The following is a 17,874-nucleotide window of genomic DNA, read 5'->3' as shown; positions in this document are numbered from 1 at the left end:
TCTGCTTGCCGGATTCGAATGTTCTGCTAAAGAAAGCCCCGCGCTGGCCGATGGTGGTTCAAGGAAACTAAAATGTAGGGAGTCCACATGTCACTGACGATTGGTTTGGCAAACCCCGGCGCCGTCACCATCGGCGGCAAAACTGCGGCGACCATCAATGCCTTGAGCGAGGCGCAGACAGATGCGTCCGCTGAGGCATTGGGCACTGAGAAGGAACCAGGCAATCAGGTCCGAACCGGTGGCGCCGCGCCAGAAGACAGCAAGGCTGAAAGTAGCGATAACCTGAGCGTTACCGTCAAAATGCTGCTGAAGCGAATGCAGGAATTACAGAAGCAGCTTCAGGAACAGCAGCAGCGTCTGGCGGCGGCGCAGGCTCAGAGTTATCCGACGCCGGAGGCGAAGTCGCAGGCGGTGATGTCCATTCAGGGGCAGATTGCGCAAACCAGTGGCGAGATGATGGAAGTCGCGGGAGCACTGCTCAAGGAAATGACCAAGGATTCCACCAGCGGTAATCTGGTCAGCACCACGGCATAAACAGCGAAGGGGCGACTCGGCAGATTCGCCCTACAACAAATGACGATTTCTGATTGTTGACAAATGTCGGCGAGATTCGCATAGTCCGGTCTACGCAAACGTTTGCGCGGCTTTCCCGATGCACTGTCTCTCGGCTGAAAGCGACGTAGCTTACGCCAGCGCAAGCGTTGCTCACAATAATCATAAGATCGGAGTGAACCCATGAAGCTGCCATTTGCTGGACGTCTTCTCGCTGTCGCTATGCTGGCCGCCGCCGCTGCCACGCTCCCTGTCTCTTCGGCGTTCGCCGAATCCCCTGAAAAGCCCAAGGTCGCGCTGGTCATGAAGTCCCTGGCCAACGAATTCTTCCTGACCATGGAAGATGGGGCCAAGGCTTATCAAAAAGAGCATTCCGCCGATTTCGATCTGATCTCCAACGGGATCAAGGACGAGACGGATACTGCTGGCCAAACGCGGATCGTCGAGCAAATGATCCTGGCGAAGGTCAATGCCCTGGTCATTGCGCCATCTGACTCCAAAGCCATGGTGCCGGTGATCAAGAAGGCCGTGGATGCCGGTATTACCGTGATCAACATCGACAACCAGCTCGATCCGCAAATCGTCAAAAGCAAGAACATCAGCGTGCCATTCGTTGGCCCGGATAACCGTAAAGGCGCACGTCTGGTCGGTGAGTATCTGGCGAAACAGCTCAAGGCCGGTGATCAGGTCGGCATCATCGAAGGCGTGTCGACGACGACCAATGCCCAGCAGCGTACCGCTGGCTTCAAGGACGCGATGGACGCGGCGCAGATCAAGGTCGTTTCCCTGCAGTCCGGTGATTGGGAAATCGACAAAGGCAACAAGGTTGCCGCTTCGATCCTCAGCGAATACCCGGACGTCAAGGCGCTGCTGGCCGGTAACGACAGCATGGCCGTCGGCGCCGTCTCCGCTGTACGTGCCGCCGGCAAGGCGGGTCAGGTACAGGTTGTCGGTTACGACAATATCAACGCCATCAAGCCAATGCTCAAAGACGGTCGCGTGCTCGCGACTGCCGATCAGTTCGCCGCCAAACAGGCTGTTTTCGGTATCGAAACTGCGCTGAAAATCATCAAGGGCGAGAAGGTCGACAGCGGAACCAACGGCGTGATCGAAACACCGGTTGAACTGGTCACCAAGTAAGACTTCTGGCGACACAACGACGCTCGCCCGTCCGGGCGAGCGTATGGAGAGTTTTTTATGTCAGTTTCCGCCCCGAACGCTGTCCTCTCGGTCAGCGGTATCGGTAAGACCTATGCGCAACCGGTGCTCACCGGCATCGATTTGACGCTGATGCGCGGTGAAGTGCTGGCGCTGACCGGCGAGAATGGCGCCGGCAAAAGCACCCTGTCGAAGATCATTGGTGGCCTGGTCACGCCGACCACCGGCCAGATGCAATTCCAGGGCAAGGACTATCGCCCTGGCAGTCGCACCCAGGCTGAAGACCTCGGCGTGCGCATGGTCATGCAAGAGCTCAACCTGTTACCGACGCTGTCGGTGGCGGAGAACCTGTTTCTCGATAACCTGCCAAGCAACGGTGGCTGGATCAGTCGCAGGCAATTGCGCAAAGCGGCGGTCGAAGCCATGGCGCAAGTCGGTCTTGACGCGATCGATCCCGATACTCTGGTCGGCGAGTTGGGAATCGGCCATCAGCAGATGGTCGAAATCGCCCGCAATCTGATCGGTGATTGCCATGTACTGATTCTTGATGAACCGACCGCGATGTTGACAGCGCGCGAAGTCGAAATGCTCTTCGAGCAGATCACTCGTCTTCAGGCACGCGGTGTTTCCATCATTTACATCTCCCACCGTCTCGAAGAACTGGCGCGCGTGGCCCAGCGCATTGCCGTGCTACGTGACGGTAACCTGGTGTGCGTCGAGCCGATGGCCAACTACAACAGCGAGCAGTTGGTGACGCTGATGGTCGGTCGCGAGCTGGGCGAACACATTGACATGGGGCCGCGCAAGATTGGCGCTCCGGCATTGACGGTCAAAGGCCTGAGCCGTTCGGACAAAGTGCGCGATGTCTCTTTCGAGGTGCGCGCGGGCGAGATCTTCGGGATTTCCGGACTGATCGGGGCAGGGCGCACAGAGTTGTTGCGCTTGATCTTTGGTGCAGACACCGCCGACAGTGGCACCATCGCCCTCGGTTCGCCGGCGAAAGTGGTCAGTGTGCGTTCGCCGGTCGATGCGGTGCGCAATGGCATCGCGCTGATCACTGAAGACCGCAAGGGCGAAGGCTTGCTGCTCAGTCAATCGATCAGCGCCAACATCGCACTGGGCAACATGCCAGAAATTTCCAGTGGCGGTGTCGTCAACAACGGCGACGAAATCGCTTTGGCGCAGCGTCAGATCGACGCCATGCGCATTCGCAGTTCGAGCCCGACCCAACTGGTTTCAGAGTTGTCCGGTGGTAACCAGCAGAAGGTGGTGATCGGCCGTTGGCTGGAACGTGATTGCTCCGTGCTGCTGTTTGACGAGCCTACCCGTGGCATCGACGTGGGCGCCAAGTTCGACATTTATGCACTGCTCGGCGAATTGACTCGTCAGGGCAAAGCGCTGGTGGTGGTGTCCAGTGACCTGCGTGAACTGATGCTGATCTGTGACCGGATCGGCGTGTTGTCGGCCGGGCGCCTGATCGACACCTTCGAGCGCGACAGCTGGACCCAGGATGATTTGCTTGCTGCCGCGTTCGCCGGCTACCAAAAACGTGATGCGTTGCTCAACGAAGCGGCGCCTAGGGATCTCCCATGAAAACTGCATCTCCTGCCGGCAAGCGTAGTGGCAACTTCTACGGCCTGGGCACTTATCTGGGCCTGGCCGGCGCCTTGTTGGCGATGGTTGCGCTGTTCTCGGTCTTGAGCAGCCACTTTCTGTCCTATAACACCTTCAGTACCCTGGCCAACCAGATTCCCGACCTGATGGTGCTGGCGGTCGGCATGACCTTCGTGCTGATCATTGGTGGCATCGATCTGTCTGTGGGTTCGGTTCTGGCGCTGGCGGCCTCGACGGTCAGCGTCGCCATGCTTGGCTGGGGCTGGAGCGTATTGCCGGCGGCGTTGCTCGGCATGGCGGTGGCGGCACTGGCTGGTACCGTTACCGGTTCGATCACCGTGGCATGGCGAATTCCTTCATTTATCGTTTCCCTCGGCGTGCTGGAAATGGCCCGGGGCCTGGCGTACCAGATGACGGGATCGCGCACGGCTTACATCGGTGATTCATTTGCCTGGCTGTCCAACCCGATTGCGTTTGGTATCTCGCCGTCGTTCATCATTGCCTTGCTGGTAATTTTCATTGCCCAGGCGGTTTTGACCCGCACCGTGTTCGGTCGCTACTTGATCGGCATTGGCACCAATGAGGAGGCGGTGCGTCTGGCCGGGATCAATCCGAAACCTTACAAGATTCTGGTATTCAGCCTGATGGGTTTGCTGGCCGGGATCGCTGCGCTGTTTCAGATTTCCCGTCTTGAGGCCGCCGACCCGAATGCCGGCTCAGGCCTTGAACTGCAAGTCATCGCTGCCGTGGTGATCGGCGGAACCAGCCTGATGGGCGGGCGTGGCTCGGTGATCAGTACGTTCTTCGGCGTGTTGATCATTTCCGTGCTGGCGGCCGGCCTGGCGCAGATTGGTGCGACCGAACCGACCAAGCGCATCATCACCGGTGCGGTCATCGTGATCGCCGTGGTGCTTGATACTTATCGCAGTCAACGCGCCAGTCGACGGGGCTGATATACAAATATGGCAACGATCAAGGATGTAGCGGCACTTGCAGGCATCTCCTACACGACCGTGTCGCATGTGGTTAACAACACGCGGCCGGTCAGTCAGGAAGTGCGCCTGAAAGTCGAGGCGGCGATCAAGAGTCTCGACTACGTGCCGAGTGCGGTGGCGCGCTCGCTGAAAGCCAAGACCACCGCAACCATCGGTTTGCTGGTACCCAACAGTCTCAACCCGTACTTCGCCGAACTGGCCCGGGGCATCGAGGATTATTGCGAGCGAAACGGCTATTGCGTGATCCTCTGCAACTCCGACGACAACCCGGAAAAACAGCGCAGCTATTTACGCGTCCTGCTGGAAAAACGCATCGACGGTTTGATTGTCGCCTCTGCCGGCGGCGATAGCGGTCTGGCGCAAGGGCTGGCCGGTGTGAAGACGCCGATGGTCATTGTCGACCGAGGCCTGGAAGGTGTAGACGCGGATCTGGTACGCATCGATCACGAGTACGGCGCGTATCTCGCCACTCGGCATTTGCTGGAGTTGGGCCACCGCGATATTGCCACTATCGGCGGTCCGGCCAGTACCAGCGTGGCGCAAATGCGTCAGGCCGGATATTGCCGGGCGCTGCAAGAGGCGGGCATCGAAGTGCGGCAGGCGCGCATGCTGGAAAGTGATTTCACCAGCACCGGCGGTTACAACGCGGCAGCGCTTCTACTGGAAAGCAATCCGCCGAGCGCCATTTTTGCCGGTAACGACATGATTGGTATCGGCGTGCTGCGCGCGGCGGCCGAGCGCAATGTGCGGGTGCCAAGTGAGCTGTCGGTGATCGGCTTCGACGATATCCAGATGAGCCGTTACGTGTATCCGGCACTGACCACCGTCGGCCAGTCGATCCTGCAATTGGGCGAGATGGCGGCCGAAGTGCTGCTGCGAAGGATTGCCACACCGGATCGGGGCACTGATCAGCGGATCGTGACCCCGAGTATTGTCTTGCGCGAATCGACCGCGCCGTTGTCCGGCGTGTTCACCGAATACCGCTGAAACCGAATTGACGAGTAGTGATGTATGCCAGCAAATGTAGTGGTAATAGGCAGCCTGAACATGGATCTGGTCACCCGCGCGCCACGGCTGCCGCGGGGCGGTGAAACGCTGATCGGTCATTCCTTCATCACCGTTTCCGGTGGCAAGGGCGCCAATCAGGCGGTGGCGGCTGCACGACTGGGCGCGCAGGTCGCCATGGTCGGCTGCGTCGGCAACGACGACTATGGTGTGCAATTGCGTGACGCGTTGCTGGCCGAGCAGGTCGACTGTCAGGCGGTGAGTGCTGTCGAAGATTCCAGTGGCGTAGCGCTGATCGTGGTCGATGACAACAGTCAGAACGCCATTGTGATTGTCGCGGGCGCCAACGGTGCAATGACGCCGGCAGTGATCGACCGGTTTGATGCGGTGTTGCAAGCCGCCGACGTGGTGATTTGCCAGCTCGAGATCCCTGATGCAACTGTAGGGCACGCACTCAAGCGCGCGCGCGCGCTGGGCAAGACCGTGATCCTCAATCCGGCGCCGGCCAGTCGACCGCTTCCAGCAGACTGGTTTGCCGCGATCGATTATCTGATTCCCAACGAGAGCGAAGCGGCCGCGTTGAGTGGCCTGACGGTCGACTCGCTGCAAACAGCGGAAAATGCTGCCAGTCATCTGATCGCCTTGGGTGCGGGCAAAGTCATCATCACCCTTGGTGCTGAAGGTTCGCTGTTCGCGAGTGGCAAGGGCTTTGAGCATTTCCCCGCGCCGAAGGTAAAAGCTGTCGATACCACTGCCGCCGGGGACACCTTCGTCGGTGGTTTTGCGGCTGCGTTGGCCGGTGGCAAATCCGAAGCCGAGGCCATTCGCTATGGGCAGATCGCCGCAGCACTGTCGGTTACTCGCGCCGGCGCGCAACCGTCCATTCCAACCATATCCGACGTACAGGCCTTTAAACCCGCATGAAAAAGACTCCTTTGCTCAACGTCGCGCTGTCGCGACTGATCGCATCCTTGGGCCATGGCGACATGCTCGTCATCGGTGATGCCGGATTGCCGGTGCCTCCCGGTGTCGAGTTGATCGATCTGGCGCTGACCCACGGCGTTCCCGATTTCGTCAGCACCCTGAAAGTCGTGCTCAGCGAGATGCAAGTGGAAAGCCATGCACTGGCCAAGGAGATCTTTGACAAGCAACCGACGGCGCTGACCACGCTGGACGCGCTGAATGACGAGGGCGAACTGGGTCGTCGCGACCTGCTCAGTCATGAGCAATTCAAGGTTCTCAGCCGCCAGGCGCGGGCGATTGTGCGTACAGGCGAATGTCAGCCGTACTGCAACATCGTGCTCGTCGCCGGGGTTACGTTCTAACTTTCGATGTCCACCTGCACAAGGAATGCGCCATGCAACGCTATGCTCACAAACTGCATCAATTAATCCGGAGTCTGCTGCTTTTGTCCGTGATAACTGCGACCGGCGCTCAGGCGGCGGAAAAAATCGACCTGATCATCGACACCGATCCGGGCGCGGACGACGTGGTCGCCTTGCTGTTCGCCCTGGCCTCACCCGATGAACTGAATATTCGTGCACTGACCACAGTGGCCGGCAACGTGCGTCTCGACAAGACATCGCGTAACGCGCGCCTGGCTCGCGAGTGGGCAGGGCGGGAGGACGTTCCGGTCTACGCCGGGGCGCCAAAGCCGCTGATGCGTACGCCAATCTATGCCGAGAACATCCATGGCAAGGAGGGGCTGTCGGGTGTCACTGTGCATGAGCCGAAAAAGGGCCTGGCGGAAGGTAATGCGGTCAACTATCTGATCGATACCCTGAAAAAAGCCAAGCCACACAGCATCACTATCGCCATGCTCGGTCCGCAGACCAACCTGGCGCTGGCATTGATCCAGGAGCCCGAGATTGTTCAGGGCATCAAGGAAGTAGTGATCATGGGTGGTGCGCACTTCAATGGTGGCAACATCACCCCCGTGGCTGAATTCAACCTGTTTGCCGACCCGCAAGCCGCCGAAGTGGTGCTCAAGAGTGGCGTAAAACTGACTTATCTGCCACTGGACGTGACGCACAAGATCCTCACCAGTGACGCGCGGCTGAAGCAGATTGCCGCGCTCAACAACAATGCGGGGAAAATCGTCGGCGACATCCTCAATGAGTACATCAAGGGCGATATGGAGCACTACGGTATTTCGGGCGGCCCGGTGCATGATGCGACCGTCGTGGCGTATTTGCTCAAGCCGGAGCTGTTCACCGGTCGTTCGGTGAATGTCGTGGTGGATAGCCGTGAAGGGCCGACGTTCGGGCAAACCATTGTTGACTGGTACGACGGTCTGAAAGCACCGAAGAATGCATTCTGGGTTGAAAATGGCGACGCCCAGGGCTTCTTCGACTTGCTCACCGAGCGCCTGAAACGCTTGAAGTAAGCAACCCGCCCGCAGGTGCCAGCCTGCGGGTTTTTACCCCTTTGTTGCGAGTTCGTGCTCGACCTGTTCGGTCGGGTAGCGCTCGAAAATCTGCTTGATGAATTGCTGGGCCGCTTCTGTGCCCAGCTCTTTAACCAATAGATCGATACCAATCAGCGCCAGTTCTTCAGTGGTTCCAGGGCTATAAGAACTGTGTCCGTCTGCCCATTTGGCGTTGATGGCGGCGTCGATGCTGATGGTGGTCATGAGAGCGCTCGAAAAGTCGAAAGGTCTGAGTGCCGAGTTAACCATTTTGTCGGGCGTTTGGCACTGCGACTTAGGCATGAGCACACGGCTATGCGACACTTGGTCTTTTCCGGCTGATCCAAGGACTGTGTTGTGCAGATCGATTTGAATACCCCTGATGGCCTTACGCTCGACGCGGTGCGTCAGTTGCTGGCCTCGGCCAGTGATGATGAGCACACCCAGCTGCGCGTGACGAAGGGCGGTATTGCTTACATTTCCTCGGGCGTGACCGGTGGGCAGGACATCGATAGTCTGCTGTTTCGTCTTGAGACGTGGGCCAAGGGTTCGGGCTACGTCGGAAATGTCGCAGCCAGCGATGAAGTCTGGGTGATGCAGATTTTCAATGCGCTCAAGGATAACTGGCCCAATCCGCCCTTTGACTACATCGATGTCTACTGAGCGCCGTTAATATTCAGTCACGATTGATAGATGAAGAGTCGAGCTACGCTCAGGCACACTCGGCGTTTTTCTGATCGTGGGGCAGGGTGATGGCCTTGGCCGTGAAACCAAACGCCGCGATGGCGGTCGCACGATCTCAGCTTAACTTTATTGAATACAAGGAGGCTTCATGCCTTTGAAGTTCGCGACACTGGGTGCACTTATGGCCGCAGCCCTGTTGGCCGGTTGCAGTACGAGTTCCAGCGAGTCGGCAAAGGATCCAGTGGCAACCGAATCGGGTCACAGCCGCTGTGAAGCAACGGCGGCGCAGTTCGCCATTGGCAAGAAGGCTTCACCTGAGTTGCTGGAGCAGGCTCGCGCCAAAGCCGGTGCGCAGAATGCTCGTTTCCTCAAGCCTAACGATATGATCACGCTGGAGTACCGCTCCGATCGCCTTAACCTGAATACCGACAACAATCTGGTGATCACTCGCGTCAACTGCGGCTGATCGCAGAACGCTTAGGTTACAGGCATAAAAAACCCCGTCACATGGACGGGGTTTTTTTAGTGCGCCGAGAAATTACTCTGGGCGAACCTGTGCAGCTTGCATACCCTTTTGGCCTTTCTCAGCCACGAAGGAGACAGTCTGGCCTTCTTTCAGGCTTTTGAAACCGTCGGATTCGATAGCTTTGAAGTGTACGAACAGGTCGTCACCGCCACCTTGAGGAGTGATGAAGCCGAAGCCTTTTTCATCGTTGAACCACTTAACGGTGCCGGTTTGGCGATTAGACATGGTGTATCTCCAAGAAACATATATTTTTCAGTACTGTGCTGCTCAGGCCAACTGGGCACACCCGGGTATCATAGTCGAAATGTTCGCTTTGGTAGCCCCCCGGACGTGCTGTTTGCCAATCAGTCGTGTTTTCTTTACTGCCTTTTTTGGCTGCAGGCCCCGGTTTAAAAGGCTTCGAGCGAAAAGTAAAGACAATAAAAAAACCTGTAAAACCTGCATAAATCGTCTGAAAAGGCTCATTTCTTGCGCTTTTTTCCAGCCTTTAGCCGATCATCAAGGCCTTTTTTATCACTTTTTAGCCGGGGTATTCGCCTTGCATTTGGCGATTTGACCCAAGGCTTTCTGTTGCAGATCAGGCGTTGCCTTGTTGTCCATCAGTGCCTGAATGTCGCTGGCTGGATAAGACTTGATTGCGTCCGCGCCACAGGCACAGTGGGATTTCGCTGCAGCGGCGCCAATTTGTGGAGTGGCCGCCTGTGTGCACTGGGCCATGTACTTCTCACGCTCGCCCTTCGGCCAATCGGCGTGAGCGCTCAGCGGCAGCAGTAGAACAATGGGGGCGACTACGGCGAATAAGGTGTTCAGACGCATGCGAGGATGCTCCTTGTGGGTCAGTGTCTTGTTATCTGAGGGCTGAAGGGCCGATCAAGTTCAGCACTCTGGCATAAAAACGGACGATTTGCCTTCTGGTCAAACAGAGGCATAAGTGACCGCTCATCTGTGCTAGCATGCCGGGCTCAAGCGTTCTCAGGCTCCGGATGACACTCAGTCCCGGCAGCAGTCAGCGTGCGAATATTCTGATTTGAATCCCAGTCACTCTGGTTCGGTTTTCCGGTTGGCCGCAAGGCTCCTGCCGCTGTAAGGCAGGCGTTCGTCATTGAATGGCCTGGATCGGATCTTGTACTGGCTCATCCCAACCCACGTGACCTTTGGTAGGGGTCACCACTAGGAGAGGAGGCGCCATGCCAACTATTACTCTTCCCGACGGCAGTCAACGTTCATTCGATCATCCGGTTTCCGTAGCCGAGGTCGCCGCATCCATTGGTGCTGGCCTGGCCAAAGCCACCTTGGCCGGCAAGGTCAATGGCCAACTGGTCGACGCCAGCGACATCATCAGCAGCGACGCGACCCTGCAAATCATTACGCCAAAGGATGAAGAGGGGCTGGAGATCATTCGCCACTCTTGTGCTCACCTGGTTGGCCATGCGGTCAAGCAGCTGTACCCGACTGCGAAAATGGTCATCGGGCCGGTCATCGACGAAGGCTTCTATTACGACATCGCCTTCGAGCGTCCTTTCACTCCGGACGACATGGCTGCGATCGAACAGCGCATGCAGCAGCTGATCGAAAAAGATTACGACGTGATCAAGAAAGTCACTCCGCGCGCCGAAGTGATCGAAGTGTTCAAGGCCCGCGGCGAAGATTACAAGCTGCGCCTGGTCGAGGACATGCCGAACGAGCAGGCCATGGGTCTGTACTATCACGAAGAATACGTCGACATGTGCCGCGGTCCGCACGTGCCGAACACCCGCTTCCTGAAATCCTTCAAGCTGACCAAGCTGTCGGGCGCCTACTGGCGTGGTGACGCCAAGAACGAGCAGTTGCAGCGCGTTTACGGCACCGCTTGGGCCGACAAGAAGCAGCTGGCGGCTTACATCCAGCGCATCGAAGAAGCTGAAAAGCGCGATCACCGCAAGATCGGCAAGCGTCTGGGCCTGTTCCACACCCAGGAAGAATCCCCGGGCATGGTGTTCTGGCATCCGAACGGCTGGACTCTGTACCAGGTGCTCGAGCAGTACATGCGCAAGATCCAGCGTGACAACGGCTATCTTGAGATCAAAACCCCTCAAGTCGTTGACCGCAGCCTGTGGGAGAAATCCGGGCACTGGGCCAACTACGCCGACAACATGTTCACCACGCAGTCGGAAAACCGCGACTACGCCATCAAGCCGATGAACTGCCCGTGCCACGTGCAGGTGTTCAACCAGGGCTTGAAGAGCTACCGCGAGTTGCCGATGCGTCTGGCCGAGTTCGGTGCCTGCCACCGTAACGAGCCGTCGGGTGCGTTGCACGGCATCATGCGTGTGCGTGCGTTCACTCAGGACGACGCCCACATCTTCTGCACCGAAGAGCAGATGCAGGCCGAATCCGCTGCATTTATCAAGCTGACCATGGACGTTTATCGTGACTTCGGTTTCACCGATGTCGAGATGAAACTGTCCACTCGTCCGGAAAAACGCGTCGGTTCCGACGAGCTGTGGGATCGCGCTGAAGCTGCATTGGCTGCAGCCCTTGATTCTGCGGGCCTGCCGTACGATCTGCAGCCGGGCGAAGGTGCATTCTACGGTCCGAAGATCGAATTCTCGCTGAAAGATTGCCTCGGTCGCGTCTGGCAGTGTGGTACCTTGCAGCTCGATTTTAACCTGCCTGTCCGTTTGGGCGCTGAATACGTCTCTGAAGACAACAGCCGCAAACACCCAGTGATGTTGCACCGTGCGATCCTCGGTTCCTTCGAGCGTTTCGTCGGGATCCTGATCGAGCACTACGAAGGTGCGTTCCCTGCCTGGCTCGCGCCAACGCAGGCGGTGATCATGAATATCACTGATAAACAGGCAGATTTTGTTGCAGAAGTTGAAAAAACTCTCAACGAAAGCGGATTTCGTGCCAAGTCCGACTTGAGAAATGAAAAGATCGGCTTTAAAATCCGCGAGCATACTTTGCTCAAGGTTCCCTATCTCTTGGTTATCGGAGATAAGGAAGTCGAGATGCAGACTGTCGCTGTGCGTACTCGTGAAGGTGCTGACCTGGGCTCGATGCCCGTCGCCCAGTTCGCTGAGTTTCTCGCGCAAGCGGTTTCCCGGCGTGGTCGCCCAGATTCGGAGTAATTATTATTAAGCGTGAAATGAGACAAGATAAACGAGCTGCACCGAAAGCCCCGATCAACGAGAATATCTCGGCACGCGAGGTTCGGTTAATTGGCGCTGATGGCGAGCAGATTGGCATCGTCTCGATTGATGAAGCGCTTCGTATTGCTGAAGAAGCAAAGCTTGATCTGGTGGAAATCTCCGCAGACGCAATCCCACCGGTTTGCCGTGTGATGGATTACGGCAAATCGATCTTCGAAAAGAAGAAGCAGGTTGCCGCGGCGAAGAAGAACCAGAAGCAGATTCAGGTAAAAGAAATCAAGTTTCGTCCAGGGACGGAGGAAGGGGATTACCAGGTAAAACTGCGCAACCTGGTACGTTTCCTGAGTGATGGGGACAGGGCCAAGGTATCCTTGCGATTCCGCGGCCGTGAGATGGCCCACCAGGAGCTGGGGATGGAACTCCTCAAGCGGGTTGAAGCTGACCTGCTCGAGTACGGTTCGGTCGAACAGCATCCTAAGATGGAAGGACGCCAGCTGATCATGGTCATCGCCCCGAAAAAGAAGAAGTAATCAACAGGGCACGGCAGGCCTTCTGATTATGTTTATCAACTGAATGCGGAGTATCCGAACATGCCAAAAATGAAAACCAAAAGTGGTGCTGCTAAGCGGTTTCTGAAAACTGCTAACGGTATCAAGCACAAGCACGCTTTCAAGAGCCACATCCTGACTAAAATGTCGACCAAGCGTAAGCGTCAACTGCGCGGTAGCAGCTTGCTGCATCCGTCTGACGTGGCAAAAGTCGAGCGCATGCTGCGCCTTCGTTAATTTTAGTCAAGAATAGAGGAAGTAACTCATGGCTCGTGTAAAGCGTGGCGTCATTGCCCGTAAGCGTCACAAAAAAATTCTGAAACTTGCTAAAGGCTACTACGGCGCACGCTCCCGCGTATTCCGTGTTGCCAAGCAAGCGGTAATCAAGGCAGGCCAATACGCCTACCGTGACCGTCGTCAGAAAAAACGTCAGTTCCGCGCTCTGTGGATCGCTCGTATCAACGCTGGTGCTCGTGTTAACGGTCTGTCCTACAGCCGTTTCATCGCTGGCCTGAAAAAAGCGTCCATCGAGATCGACCGTAAGGTTCTGGCTGATCTGGCAGTGAACGAAAAAGCGGTGTTTGCTGCGATTGTCGAGAAAGCTAAAGCCACCTTGGCTTAAGTACCCCCGACAATCACCCGGCCTCACTTCCGTGGGGCCAGGTGGTAAACGTCTTAAATAGGGGAAGAGCCTTCAAGCTCTTCCCCTATTTTGTATCTGGAGTCTGTACATGGAAAACCTGGATGCGCTGGTCTCTCAAGCACTAGAGGCTGTGCAAAGCGCTGAAGATATCAATGCCCTGGAGCAAATCCGGGTTCAATACCTTGGCAAAAAAGGTGAATTGACTCAGGTGATGAAGACCCTGGGGAATTTGCCGGCAGAAGAGCGTCCGCAAGTCGGCGCCCTGATCAACGTTGCCAAGGAGCGTGTCACAGGCGTACTCAATGCGCGCATGGCCCTGTTTGAAGAAGCCGAACTGGCTGCCAAACTGTCTGCCGAATCCATTGACGTGACGTTGCCTGGCCGTGGCCAGACCTCCGGTGGTCTGCATCCGGTAACCCGGACTCTGGAACGTGTTGAACAGTTCTTCACCCATATCGGCTACGGCATCGCTGAAGGCCCAGAGGTCGAAGACGACTATCACAACTTTGAAGCGCTCAACATCCCAGGCCATCATCCGGCTCGGTCGATGCACGATACCTTCTATTTCAACGCCAACATGCTGTTGCGCACCCATACCTCGCCGGTACAGGTCCGCACCATGGAATCGAAGCAGCCGCCGATCCGCATTGTCTGCCCAGGCCGTGTGTACCGCAGCGACTCCGATATCACCCACTCGCCGATGTTCCACCAGGTCGAAGGCCTGCTGGTCGATCGCGACATCAATTTCGCCGATCTCAAAGGCACCATCGAAGAGTTCCTGCGGGTGTTCTTCGAAAAAGAACTGGCCGTACGTTTCCGTCCTTCGTACTTCCCGTTCACCGAGCCATCCGCTGAAGTCGACATGGAATGCGTGATGTGCAGCGGCAAAGGCTGCCGCGTCTGCAAGCAGACTGGCTGGCTGGAAGTGATGGGCTGCGGCATGGTTCACCCGAACGTGCTGCGCATGTCCGGCATCGATCCGGAAGAGTTCTCCGGTTTTGCCTTCGGCATGGGCGTCGAGCGTTTGGCCATGCTCCGTTACGGCGTGAACGACTTGCGTCTGTTCTTCGACAACGACTTGCGGTTCCTCGCGCAATTTCGCTAGTCGTAACGAATTCTTAGGAGAGCAGGATGAAATTCAGTGAACAATGGCTGCGTGGCTGGGTTAGCCCGCAGGTAAATCGCGACGAGCTGGTTGCTCGTCTGTCGATGGCCGGTCTTGAGGTCGATAGCGTTACGCCGGCCGCCGGTGTTTTCAGTGGCGTGGTGGTGGGCGAGGTGCTGAGCACCGAGCAACATCCTGATGCCGACAAGTTGCGCGTGTGCCAGGTCAGCAATGGCGCGGAAACCTTCCAGGTCGTCTGCGGTGCGCCAAACGTGCGTCCGGGCCTGAAGATCCCGTTCGCGATGATCGGTGCCGAACTGCCGGGCGACTTCAAAATCAAGAAAGCCAAGCTGCGTGGCGTTGAGTCCAACGGCATGCTGTGCTCGCAAGCCGAGCTGCAGGTTGGCGAAGGCAACGACGGTCTGATGGAACTGCCGGCCGATGCGCCGGTGGGCAAAGATTTTCGCGTGTATCTGGACCTGGAAGACGCCAGCATCGAAGTCGACCTGACTCCGAACCGTGGCGACTGCCTGTCCCTGGCCGGTCTGGCCCGTGAAGTCGGTGCGCTGTACGACGCGCCGGTCACTCGTCCAGTGGTCATGAGCATTCCTGCCGTGCACGACGAAGTGCGCTCGGTAGAAGTGTTGGCGCCAGCGGCATGCCCGCGCTACCTGGGGCGCGTTATCCGCAACGTTGACCTGTCCAAGCCTACGCCGCTGTGGATGGTTGAACGTCTGCGTCGTGCCGACGTGCGCAGCATCGACGCTGCCGTCGACATCACCAACTACGTGATGCTGGAACTGGGGCAGCCTCTGCACGCTTTCGATCTCGCCGAAATCAATGGCGGCATCCGCGTGCGCATGGCGGAAGAGGGCGAGAAGCTGGTGCTGCTCGACGGTCAGGAAGTCAGCCTGCGTAGCGATACGCTGGTGATTGCCGACCACACTCGCGCCCTGGCGATTGCCGGTGTGATGGGTGGCGAGCACAGCGGTGTTTCCGCGACCACTCGCGATGTATTCCTGGAAAGTGCGTTCTTCGACCAGATTGCTGTGGCGGGCAAGGCTCGTTCGTACGGCCTGCACACCGACGCTTCGCACCGCTACGAGCGTGGTGTTGACTGGCAACTGGCCCGTGAAGCCATGGAGCGCGCCACTGGCCTGCTGCTGGAAATCACCGGTGGTGACGCCGGCCCGATCATCGAGACCGTGAGCGAGCAGCACCTGCCGTCGATCGCACCGATCACCCTGCGTTCCCAGCGCATTACCCAGATGCTCGGTATGGAAATGGATTCAGCCCAAGTCGAGCGTTTGCTCGGCGGACTGGGTCTGGGTATCACTGCCGACGGTGAAGGTCAGTGGCGCGTAGAAGTACCAAGCCATCGCTTCGACATCAGCCTGGAAGTCGATCTGATCGAAGAGCTGGCCCGTCTGTACGGCTACAACCGTCTGCCGGTTCGTTACCCGCAAGCGCGCCTGGCGCCGCAAGCCAAGGCTGAAGCGCGTAGCGATCTGCCGGAACTGCGTCGTCTGCTGGTCGCGCGTGGTTATCAGGAAGCGATCACTTACAGCTTCATCGATCCACGTCAGTTCGAGCTGTTCAATCCGGGTGTTGAGCCGCTGTTGCTGGCCAATCCGATCTCCAATGACATGGCAGCCATGCGCTCGTCGCTGTGGCCGGGTCTGGTCAAAGCGCTGCAGCACAACCTCAATCGCCAGCAGGATCGCGTGCGTCTGTTCGAAAGCGGTCTGCGCTTCGTCGGTCAGCTCGAAGGCCTGAAGCAAGAGCCGATGCTGTCCGGTGTGGTTTGCGGTAGCCGTCTGCCGGAAGGCTGGGCGCAAGGTCGCGACACCGTCGACTTCTTCGACGTCAAAGCTGACGTGGAAGCGGTGCTGGGCTTTGCCGGTGCACTGGATTCATTCACCTTCGCACCGGGCAAACACCCAGCGCTGCATCCGGGTCAAACCGCGCGCATCGAGCGAGAAGGGCGTGAAGTCGGCTTCATCGGTGCTATCCACCCGGAATTGTCGAAAGCTTTGGGTCTGGATCGTCCCGTATTCGTTTTCGAGCTGGTTCTGGCTGAAGTGGCGCTCGGTAAAATGCCGAAATTCCACGAGTTGTCGCGCTTTCCTGAAGTGCGTCGTGACCTTGCACTGATCGCGCACAAAGACGTTGCAGCCTCGGCTGTACTGGACGTAATCCGTGAAAATGCAGGCGAATGGCTCACAGATCTCAGGCTGTTTGACGTATATCAGGGTAAAGGCATTGATCCTGATAGAAAAAGCCTTGCAGTTGGCTTGACCTGGCAGCATCCATCGCGCACTCTTAATGACGATGAGGTGAATTCGACGACGCAAAATATCCTCACCTCGCTCGAACAAAGGTTGAACGCCACGTTAAGGAAGTGACGTATGGGGGCTTTGACGAAAGCTGAGATGGCGGAACGTCTGTATGAAGAGCTGGGCCTGAACAAGCGGGAAGCCAAGGAATTGGTAGAACTGTTTTTCGAGGAAATCAGGCACGCTCTTGAAGACAACGAGCAGGTCAAATTGTCCGGTTTCGGCAATTTCGACCTTCGGGACAAACGCCAGCGGCCTGGCCGCAACCCGAAAACGGGGGAAGAAATCCCGATCACGGCTCGCCGTGTGGTCACCTTTCGTCCAGGGCAGAAGTTGAAGGCCCGAGTTGAGGCTTATGCTGGAACCAAGTCATAACGACGAACTCCCCGTTATCCCGGGCAAACGCTACTTCACCATCGGTGAAGTCAGCGAGCTGTGTGCCGTAAAGCCACACGTGCTGCGCTACTGGGAGCAGGAGTTTCCTCAACTCAACCCCGTCAAACGCCGCGGAAACCGCCGGTATTATCAGCGCCAGGACGTGCTGATGATCCGGCAGATTCGCGCGCTCCTTTACGACCAAGGTTTCACCATCGGCGGCGCACGCCTGCGCCTGTCCGGCGACGAAGCCAAAGATGACACCACCCAATACAAGCAGATGATCCGGCAGATGATTGCCGAGTTGGAAGACGTGCTGGTGGTACTCAAGAAATAAAAAGCTGCTTTTGAATACTTCCAGTTTTCAAAAGCTTGCGCTATATTCTTGAGCGCTCTTCGAGGTGAAGAGCGAGTTGCAAGACCAGTCGGGGCGTAGCGCAGTCCGGTAGCGCACTAGCATGGGGTGCTAGGGGTCGAGTGTTCGAATCACTCCGTCCCGACCATATAATTCAATGACTTAGGCCAATGTTCGCAGCATTGGCCTTTTTCATGCGCGTGACATTTGCGTGACTTCTCCATTTCTCACGCTTGCTTCCTCTTCAAAATTGTCAGCACCGGCCCACGTGAATCGGTTGCTGATACCATGTTCGCAGCCTCAATCAGATGCCCGAGCTCAGCGCCCGAATGGTGACTGGTGATGCTGCCGTTCTTGTGGCCCAGAAGTGCCTTTTGGTCTTCTTCGGCCACACCCGCCGCTCGAAGGCGACGGCCAAACGTGTGTCGCGTCAAATGAAA

At 57.4% G+C, this 17,874-nt stretch carries 21 protein-coding genes, 1 tRNA gene and 1 pseudogene; 19 read left to right on the top strand and 4 right to left on the bottom strand.

Translation table 11 applies throughout. The annotated features are described in order from the left end of the window. The first annotated feature begins 87 nt into the window (after window positions 1-87). The 8 genes from CQ009_RS23490 (at window position 88) to CQ009_RS23455 (ending at window position 7,710) form a co-directional block, all read left to right on the top strand. A complete protein-coding gene (locus tag CQ009_RS23490; RefSeq protein WP_064389144.1) occupies window positions 88-534 on the top strand; it encodes a hypothetical protein in 447 nt (148 codons plus the stop codon). A 201-nt stretch (window positions 535-735) separates the two neighbouring features. Continuing rightward, a complete protein-coding gene (locus CQ009_RS23485) occupies window positions 736-1,692 on the top strand; it encodes a sugar ABC transporter substrate-binding protein (protein ID WP_064389145.1) in 957 nt (318 codons plus the stop codon). A gap of 57 nt (window positions 1,693-1,749) precedes the next feature. Continuing rightward, complete coding sequence (locus CQ009_RS23480; RefSeq protein ID WP_064389146.1) at window positions 1,750-3,303, top strand: sugar ABC transporter ATP-binding protein; 1,554 nt, start codon at window positions 1,750-1,752, stop codon at window positions 3,301-3,303. After that, the gene (locus CQ009_RS23475) at window positions 3,300-4,277 is read left to right on the top strand and encodes an ABC transporter permease (RefSeq protein WP_064389147.1); all 978 of its coding nucleotides are present in this window, start codon (window positions 3,300-3,302) and stop codon (window positions 4,275-4,277) included. Before CQ009_RS23480 ends, CQ009_RS23475 begins: the two co-directional genes overlap by 4 nt. Before the next feature lie 9 nt (window positions 4,278-4,286). Next, window positions 4,287-5,306: a LacI family DNA-binding transcriptional regulator gene (locus tag CQ009_RS23470; RefSeq protein ID WP_064389148.1), complete on the top strand. Its 1,020-nt coding sequence runs from the start codon at window positions 4,287-4,289 to the stop codon at window positions 5,304-5,306. A gap of 24 nt (window positions 5,307-5,330) precedes the next feature. Then, window positions 5,331-6,248 (top strand): ribokinase, encoded by a 918-nt coding sequence (rbsK, locus tag CQ009_RS23465; RefSeq protein ID WP_105708850.1) that lies wholly within the window; start codon window positions 5,331-5,333, stop codon window positions 6,246-6,248. After that, a complete protein-coding gene (gene rbsD, locus CQ009_RS23460) occupies window positions 6,245-6,649 on the top strand; it encodes a D-ribose pyranase (RefSeq protein ID WP_064389150.1) in 405 nt (134 codons plus the stop codon). Before rbsK ends, rbsD begins: the two co-directional genes overlap by 4 nt. A gap of 32 nt (window positions 6,650-6,681) precedes the next feature. Continuing rightward, window positions 6,682-7,710, top strand: coding sequence for a nucleoside hydrolase (locus tag CQ009_RS23455; RefSeq protein ID WP_064389151.1), 1,029 nt, complete (start codon window positions 6,682-6,684; stop codon window positions 7,708-7,710). Between the two features lie 33 nt (window positions 7,711-7,743). On the opposite strand, the gene CQ009_RS23450 is transcribed toward CQ009_RS23455, so the two are convergent. Beyond that, the gene (locus CQ009_RS23450) at window positions 7,744-7,956 is read right to left on the bottom strand and encodes a hypothetical protein (protein ID WP_064389152.1); all 213 of its coding nucleotides are present in this window, start codon (window positions 7,954-7,956) and stop codon (window positions 7,744-7,746) included. Window positions 7,957-8,088: 132 nt separating this feature from the next. Between CQ009_RS23450 and CQ009_RS23445 the strand changes: the two genes are divergently transcribed. Continuing rightward, window positions 8,089-8,394: a hypothetical protein gene (locus tag CQ009_RS23445; protein WP_064389153.1), complete on the top strand. Its 306-nt coding sequence runs from the start codon at window positions 8,089-8,091 to the stop codon at window positions 8,392-8,394. 169 nt (window positions 8,395-8,563) lie between these two features. Then, window positions 8,564-8,881, top strand: coding sequence for an I78 family peptidase inhibitor (locus tag CQ009_RS23440; RefSeq protein WP_064389154.1), 318 nt, complete (start codon window positions 8,564-8,566; stop codon window positions 8,879-8,881). A 72-nt stretch (window positions 8,882-8,953) separates the two neighbouring features. Here CQ009_RS23440 and CQ009_RS23435 read toward each other — a convergent pair whose 3' ends face one another. After that, on the bottom strand, window positions 8,954-9,166 hold the full coding sequence (locus tag CQ009_RS23435) for a cold-shock protein (protein ID WP_003179963.1): 213 nt from the start codon (window positions 9,164-9,166) through the stop codon (window positions 8,954-8,956). Between the two features lie 288 nt (window positions 9,167-9,454). Next, a complete protein-coding gene (locus CQ009_RS23430; RefSeq protein ID WP_064389155.1) occupies window positions 9,455-9,757 on the bottom strand; it encodes a hypothetical protein in 303 nt (100 codons plus the stop codon). Window positions 9,758-10,128: 371 nt separating this feature from the next. Here CQ009_RS23430 and thrS point away from each other — a divergent pair, with 371 nt between their 5' ends. The 9 genes from thrS to CQ009_RS23385 all read left to right on the top strand — a co-directional run bounded on the left by thrS (window position 10,129) and on the right by CQ009_RS23385 (window position 17,582). After that, window positions 10,129-12,051: a threonine--tRNA ligase gene (gene thrS, locus CQ009_RS23425; RefSeq protein ID WP_007913488.1), complete on the top strand. Its 1,923-nt coding sequence runs from the start codon at window positions 10,129-10,131 to the stop codon at window positions 12,049-12,051. Continuing rightward, window positions 12,051-12,602, top strand: a complete 552-nt coding sequence (infC, locus tag CQ009_RS23420) for a translation initiation factor IF-3 (RefSeq protein WP_171057393.1) — start codon at window positions 12,051-12,053, stop codon at window positions 12,600-12,602. Before thrS ends, infC begins: the two co-directional genes overlap by 1 nt. 60 nt (window positions 12,603-12,662) lie before the next feature. Continuing rightward, window positions 12,663-12,857, top strand: coding sequence for a 50S ribosomal protein L35 (gene rpmI, locus CQ009_RS23415; RefSeq protein WP_002553160.1), 195 nt, complete (start codon window positions 12,663-12,665; stop codon window positions 12,855-12,857). A 28-nt stretch (window positions 12,858-12,885) separates the two neighbouring features. Next, a complete protein-coding gene (rplT, locus tag CQ009_RS23410; RefSeq protein ID WP_007913489.1) occupies window positions 12,886-13,242 on the top strand; it encodes a 50S ribosomal protein L20 in 357 nt (118 codons plus the stop codon). A gap of 109 nt (window positions 13,243-13,351) precedes the next feature. Beyond that, entirely contained in the window at window positions 13,352-14,368 is a 1,017-nt protein-coding gene (gene pheS, locus CQ009_RS23405) for a phenylalanine--tRNA ligase subunit alpha (protein ID WP_105708849.1), read from the top strand. 26 nt (window positions 14,369-14,394) lie between these two features. Next, window positions 14,395-16,773 (top strand): phenylalanine--tRNA ligase subunit beta, encoded by a 2,379-nt coding sequence (gene pheT / locus CQ009_RS23400; protein WP_064389157.1) that lies wholly within the window; start codon window positions 14,395-14,397, stop codon window positions 16,771-16,773. 3 nt (window positions 16,774-16,776) lie between these two features. Next, a complete protein-coding gene (gene ihfA / locus CQ009_RS23395; RefSeq protein WP_002553164.1) occupies window positions 16,777-17,079 on the top strand; it encodes an integration host factor subunit alpha in 303 nt (100 codons plus the stop codon). Next, window positions 17,060-17,416 (top strand): MerR family transcriptional regulator, encoded by a 357-nt coding sequence (locus CQ009_RS23390; protein ID WP_003179985.1) that lies wholly within the window; start codon window positions 17,060-17,062, stop codon window positions 17,414-17,416. Before ihfA ends, CQ009_RS23390 begins: the two co-directional genes overlap by 20 nt. A gap of 89 nt (window positions 17,417-17,505) precedes the next feature. Next, window positions 17,506-17,582: transfer RNA gene (locus CQ009_RS23385), tRNA-Pro, on the top strand. A 79-nt stretch (window positions 17,583-17,661) separates the two neighbouring features. On the opposite strand, the pseudogene CQ009_RS23380 reads toward CQ009_RS23385, so the two are convergent. Then, a pseudogene (locus CQ009_RS23380) lies at window positions 17,662-17,871 on the bottom strand (site-specific integrase); the annotation flags it as partial. Window positions 17,872-17,874 lie beyond the last annotated feature (3 nt).

The organism is Pseudomonas sp. MYb2 (genome assembly GCF_002979955.1).
Classification (GTDB): domain Bacteria; phylum Pseudomonadota; class Gammaproteobacteria; order Pseudomonadales; family Pseudomonadaceae; genus Aquipseudomonas.
Note: the sequence above shows the minus strand (reverse complement) of the source record. Positions and strands in the feature narration are given on the sequence as shown.

Bases quoted from the DNA above. Each gene is read 5' to 3' on its own strand.
- CQ009_RS23490 (WP_064389144.1), top strand. From the start codon at position 88: ATGTCACTGACGATTGGTTTGGCAAACCCCGGCGCCGTCACCATCGGC.
- CQ009_RS23485 (WP_064389145.1), top strand. From the start codon at position 736: ATGAAGCTGCCATTTGCTGGACGTCTTCTCGCTGTCGCTATGCTGGCC.
- CQ009_RS23480 (WP_064389146.1), top strand. From the start codon at position 1,750: ATGTCAGTTTCCGCCCCGAACGCTGTCCTCTCGGTCAGCGGTATCGGT.
- CQ009_RS23475 (WP_064389147.1), top strand. From the start codon at position 3,300: ATGAAAACTGCATCTCCTGCCGGCAAGCGTAGTGGCAACTTCTACGGC.
- CQ009_RS23470 (WP_064389148.1), top strand. From the start codon at position 4,287: ATGGCAACGATCAAGGATGTAGCGGCACTTGCAGGCATCTCCTACACG.
- rbsK (WP_105708850.1), top strand. From the start codon at position 5,331: ATGCCAGCAAATGTAGTGGTAATAGGCAGCCTGAACATGGATCTGGTC.
- rbsD (WP_064389150.1), top strand. From the start codon at position 6,245: ATGAAAAAGACTCCTTTGCTCAACGTCGCGCTGTCGCGACTGATCGCA.
- CQ009_RS23455 (WP_064389151.1), top strand. From the start codon at position 6,682: ATGCAACGCTATGCTCACAAACTGCATCAATTAATCCGGAGTCTGCTG.
- CQ009_RS23450 (WP_064389152.1), bottom strand. From the start codon at position 7,956: ATGACCACCATCAGCATCGACGCCGCCATCAACGCCAAATGGGCAGAC.
- CQ009_RS23440 (WP_064389154.1), top strand. From the start codon at position 8,564: ATGCCTTTGAAGTTCGCGACACTGGGTGCACTTATGGCCGCAGCCCTG.
- CQ009_RS23435 (WP_003179963.1), bottom strand. From the start codon at position 9,166: ATGTCTAATCGCCAAACCGGCACCGTTAAGTGGTTCAACGATGAAAAA.
- CQ009_RS23430 (WP_064389155.1), bottom strand. From the start codon at position 9,757: ATGCGTCTGAACACCTTATTCGCCGTAGTCGCCCCCATTGTTCTACTG.
- thrS (WP_007913488.1), top strand. From the start codon at position 10,129: ATGCCAACTATTACTCTTCCCGACGGCAGTCAACGTTCATTCGATCAT.
- rpmI (WP_002553160.1), top strand. From the start codon at position 12,663: ATGCCAAAAATGAAAACCAAAAGTGGTGCTGCTAAGCGGTTTCTGAAA.
- rplT (WP_007913489.1), top strand. From the start codon at position 12,886: ATGGCTCGTGTAAAGCGTGGCGTCATTGCCCGTAAGCGTCACAAAAAA.
- pheS (WP_105708849.1), top strand. From the start codon at position 13,352: ATGGAAAACCTGGATGCGCTGGTCTCTCAAGCACTAGAGGCTGTGCAA.
- pheT (WP_064389157.1), top strand. From the start codon at position 14,395: ATGAAATTCAGTGAACAATGGCTGCGTGGCTGGGTTAGCCCGCAGGTA.
- ihfA (WP_002553164.1), top strand. From the start codon at position 16,777: ATGGGGGCTTTGACGAAAGCTGAGATGGCGGAACGTCTGTATGAAGAG.
- CQ009_RS23390 (WP_003179985.1), top strand. From the start codon at position 17,060: ATGCTGGAACCAAGTCATAACGACGAACTCCCCGTTATCCCGGGCAAA.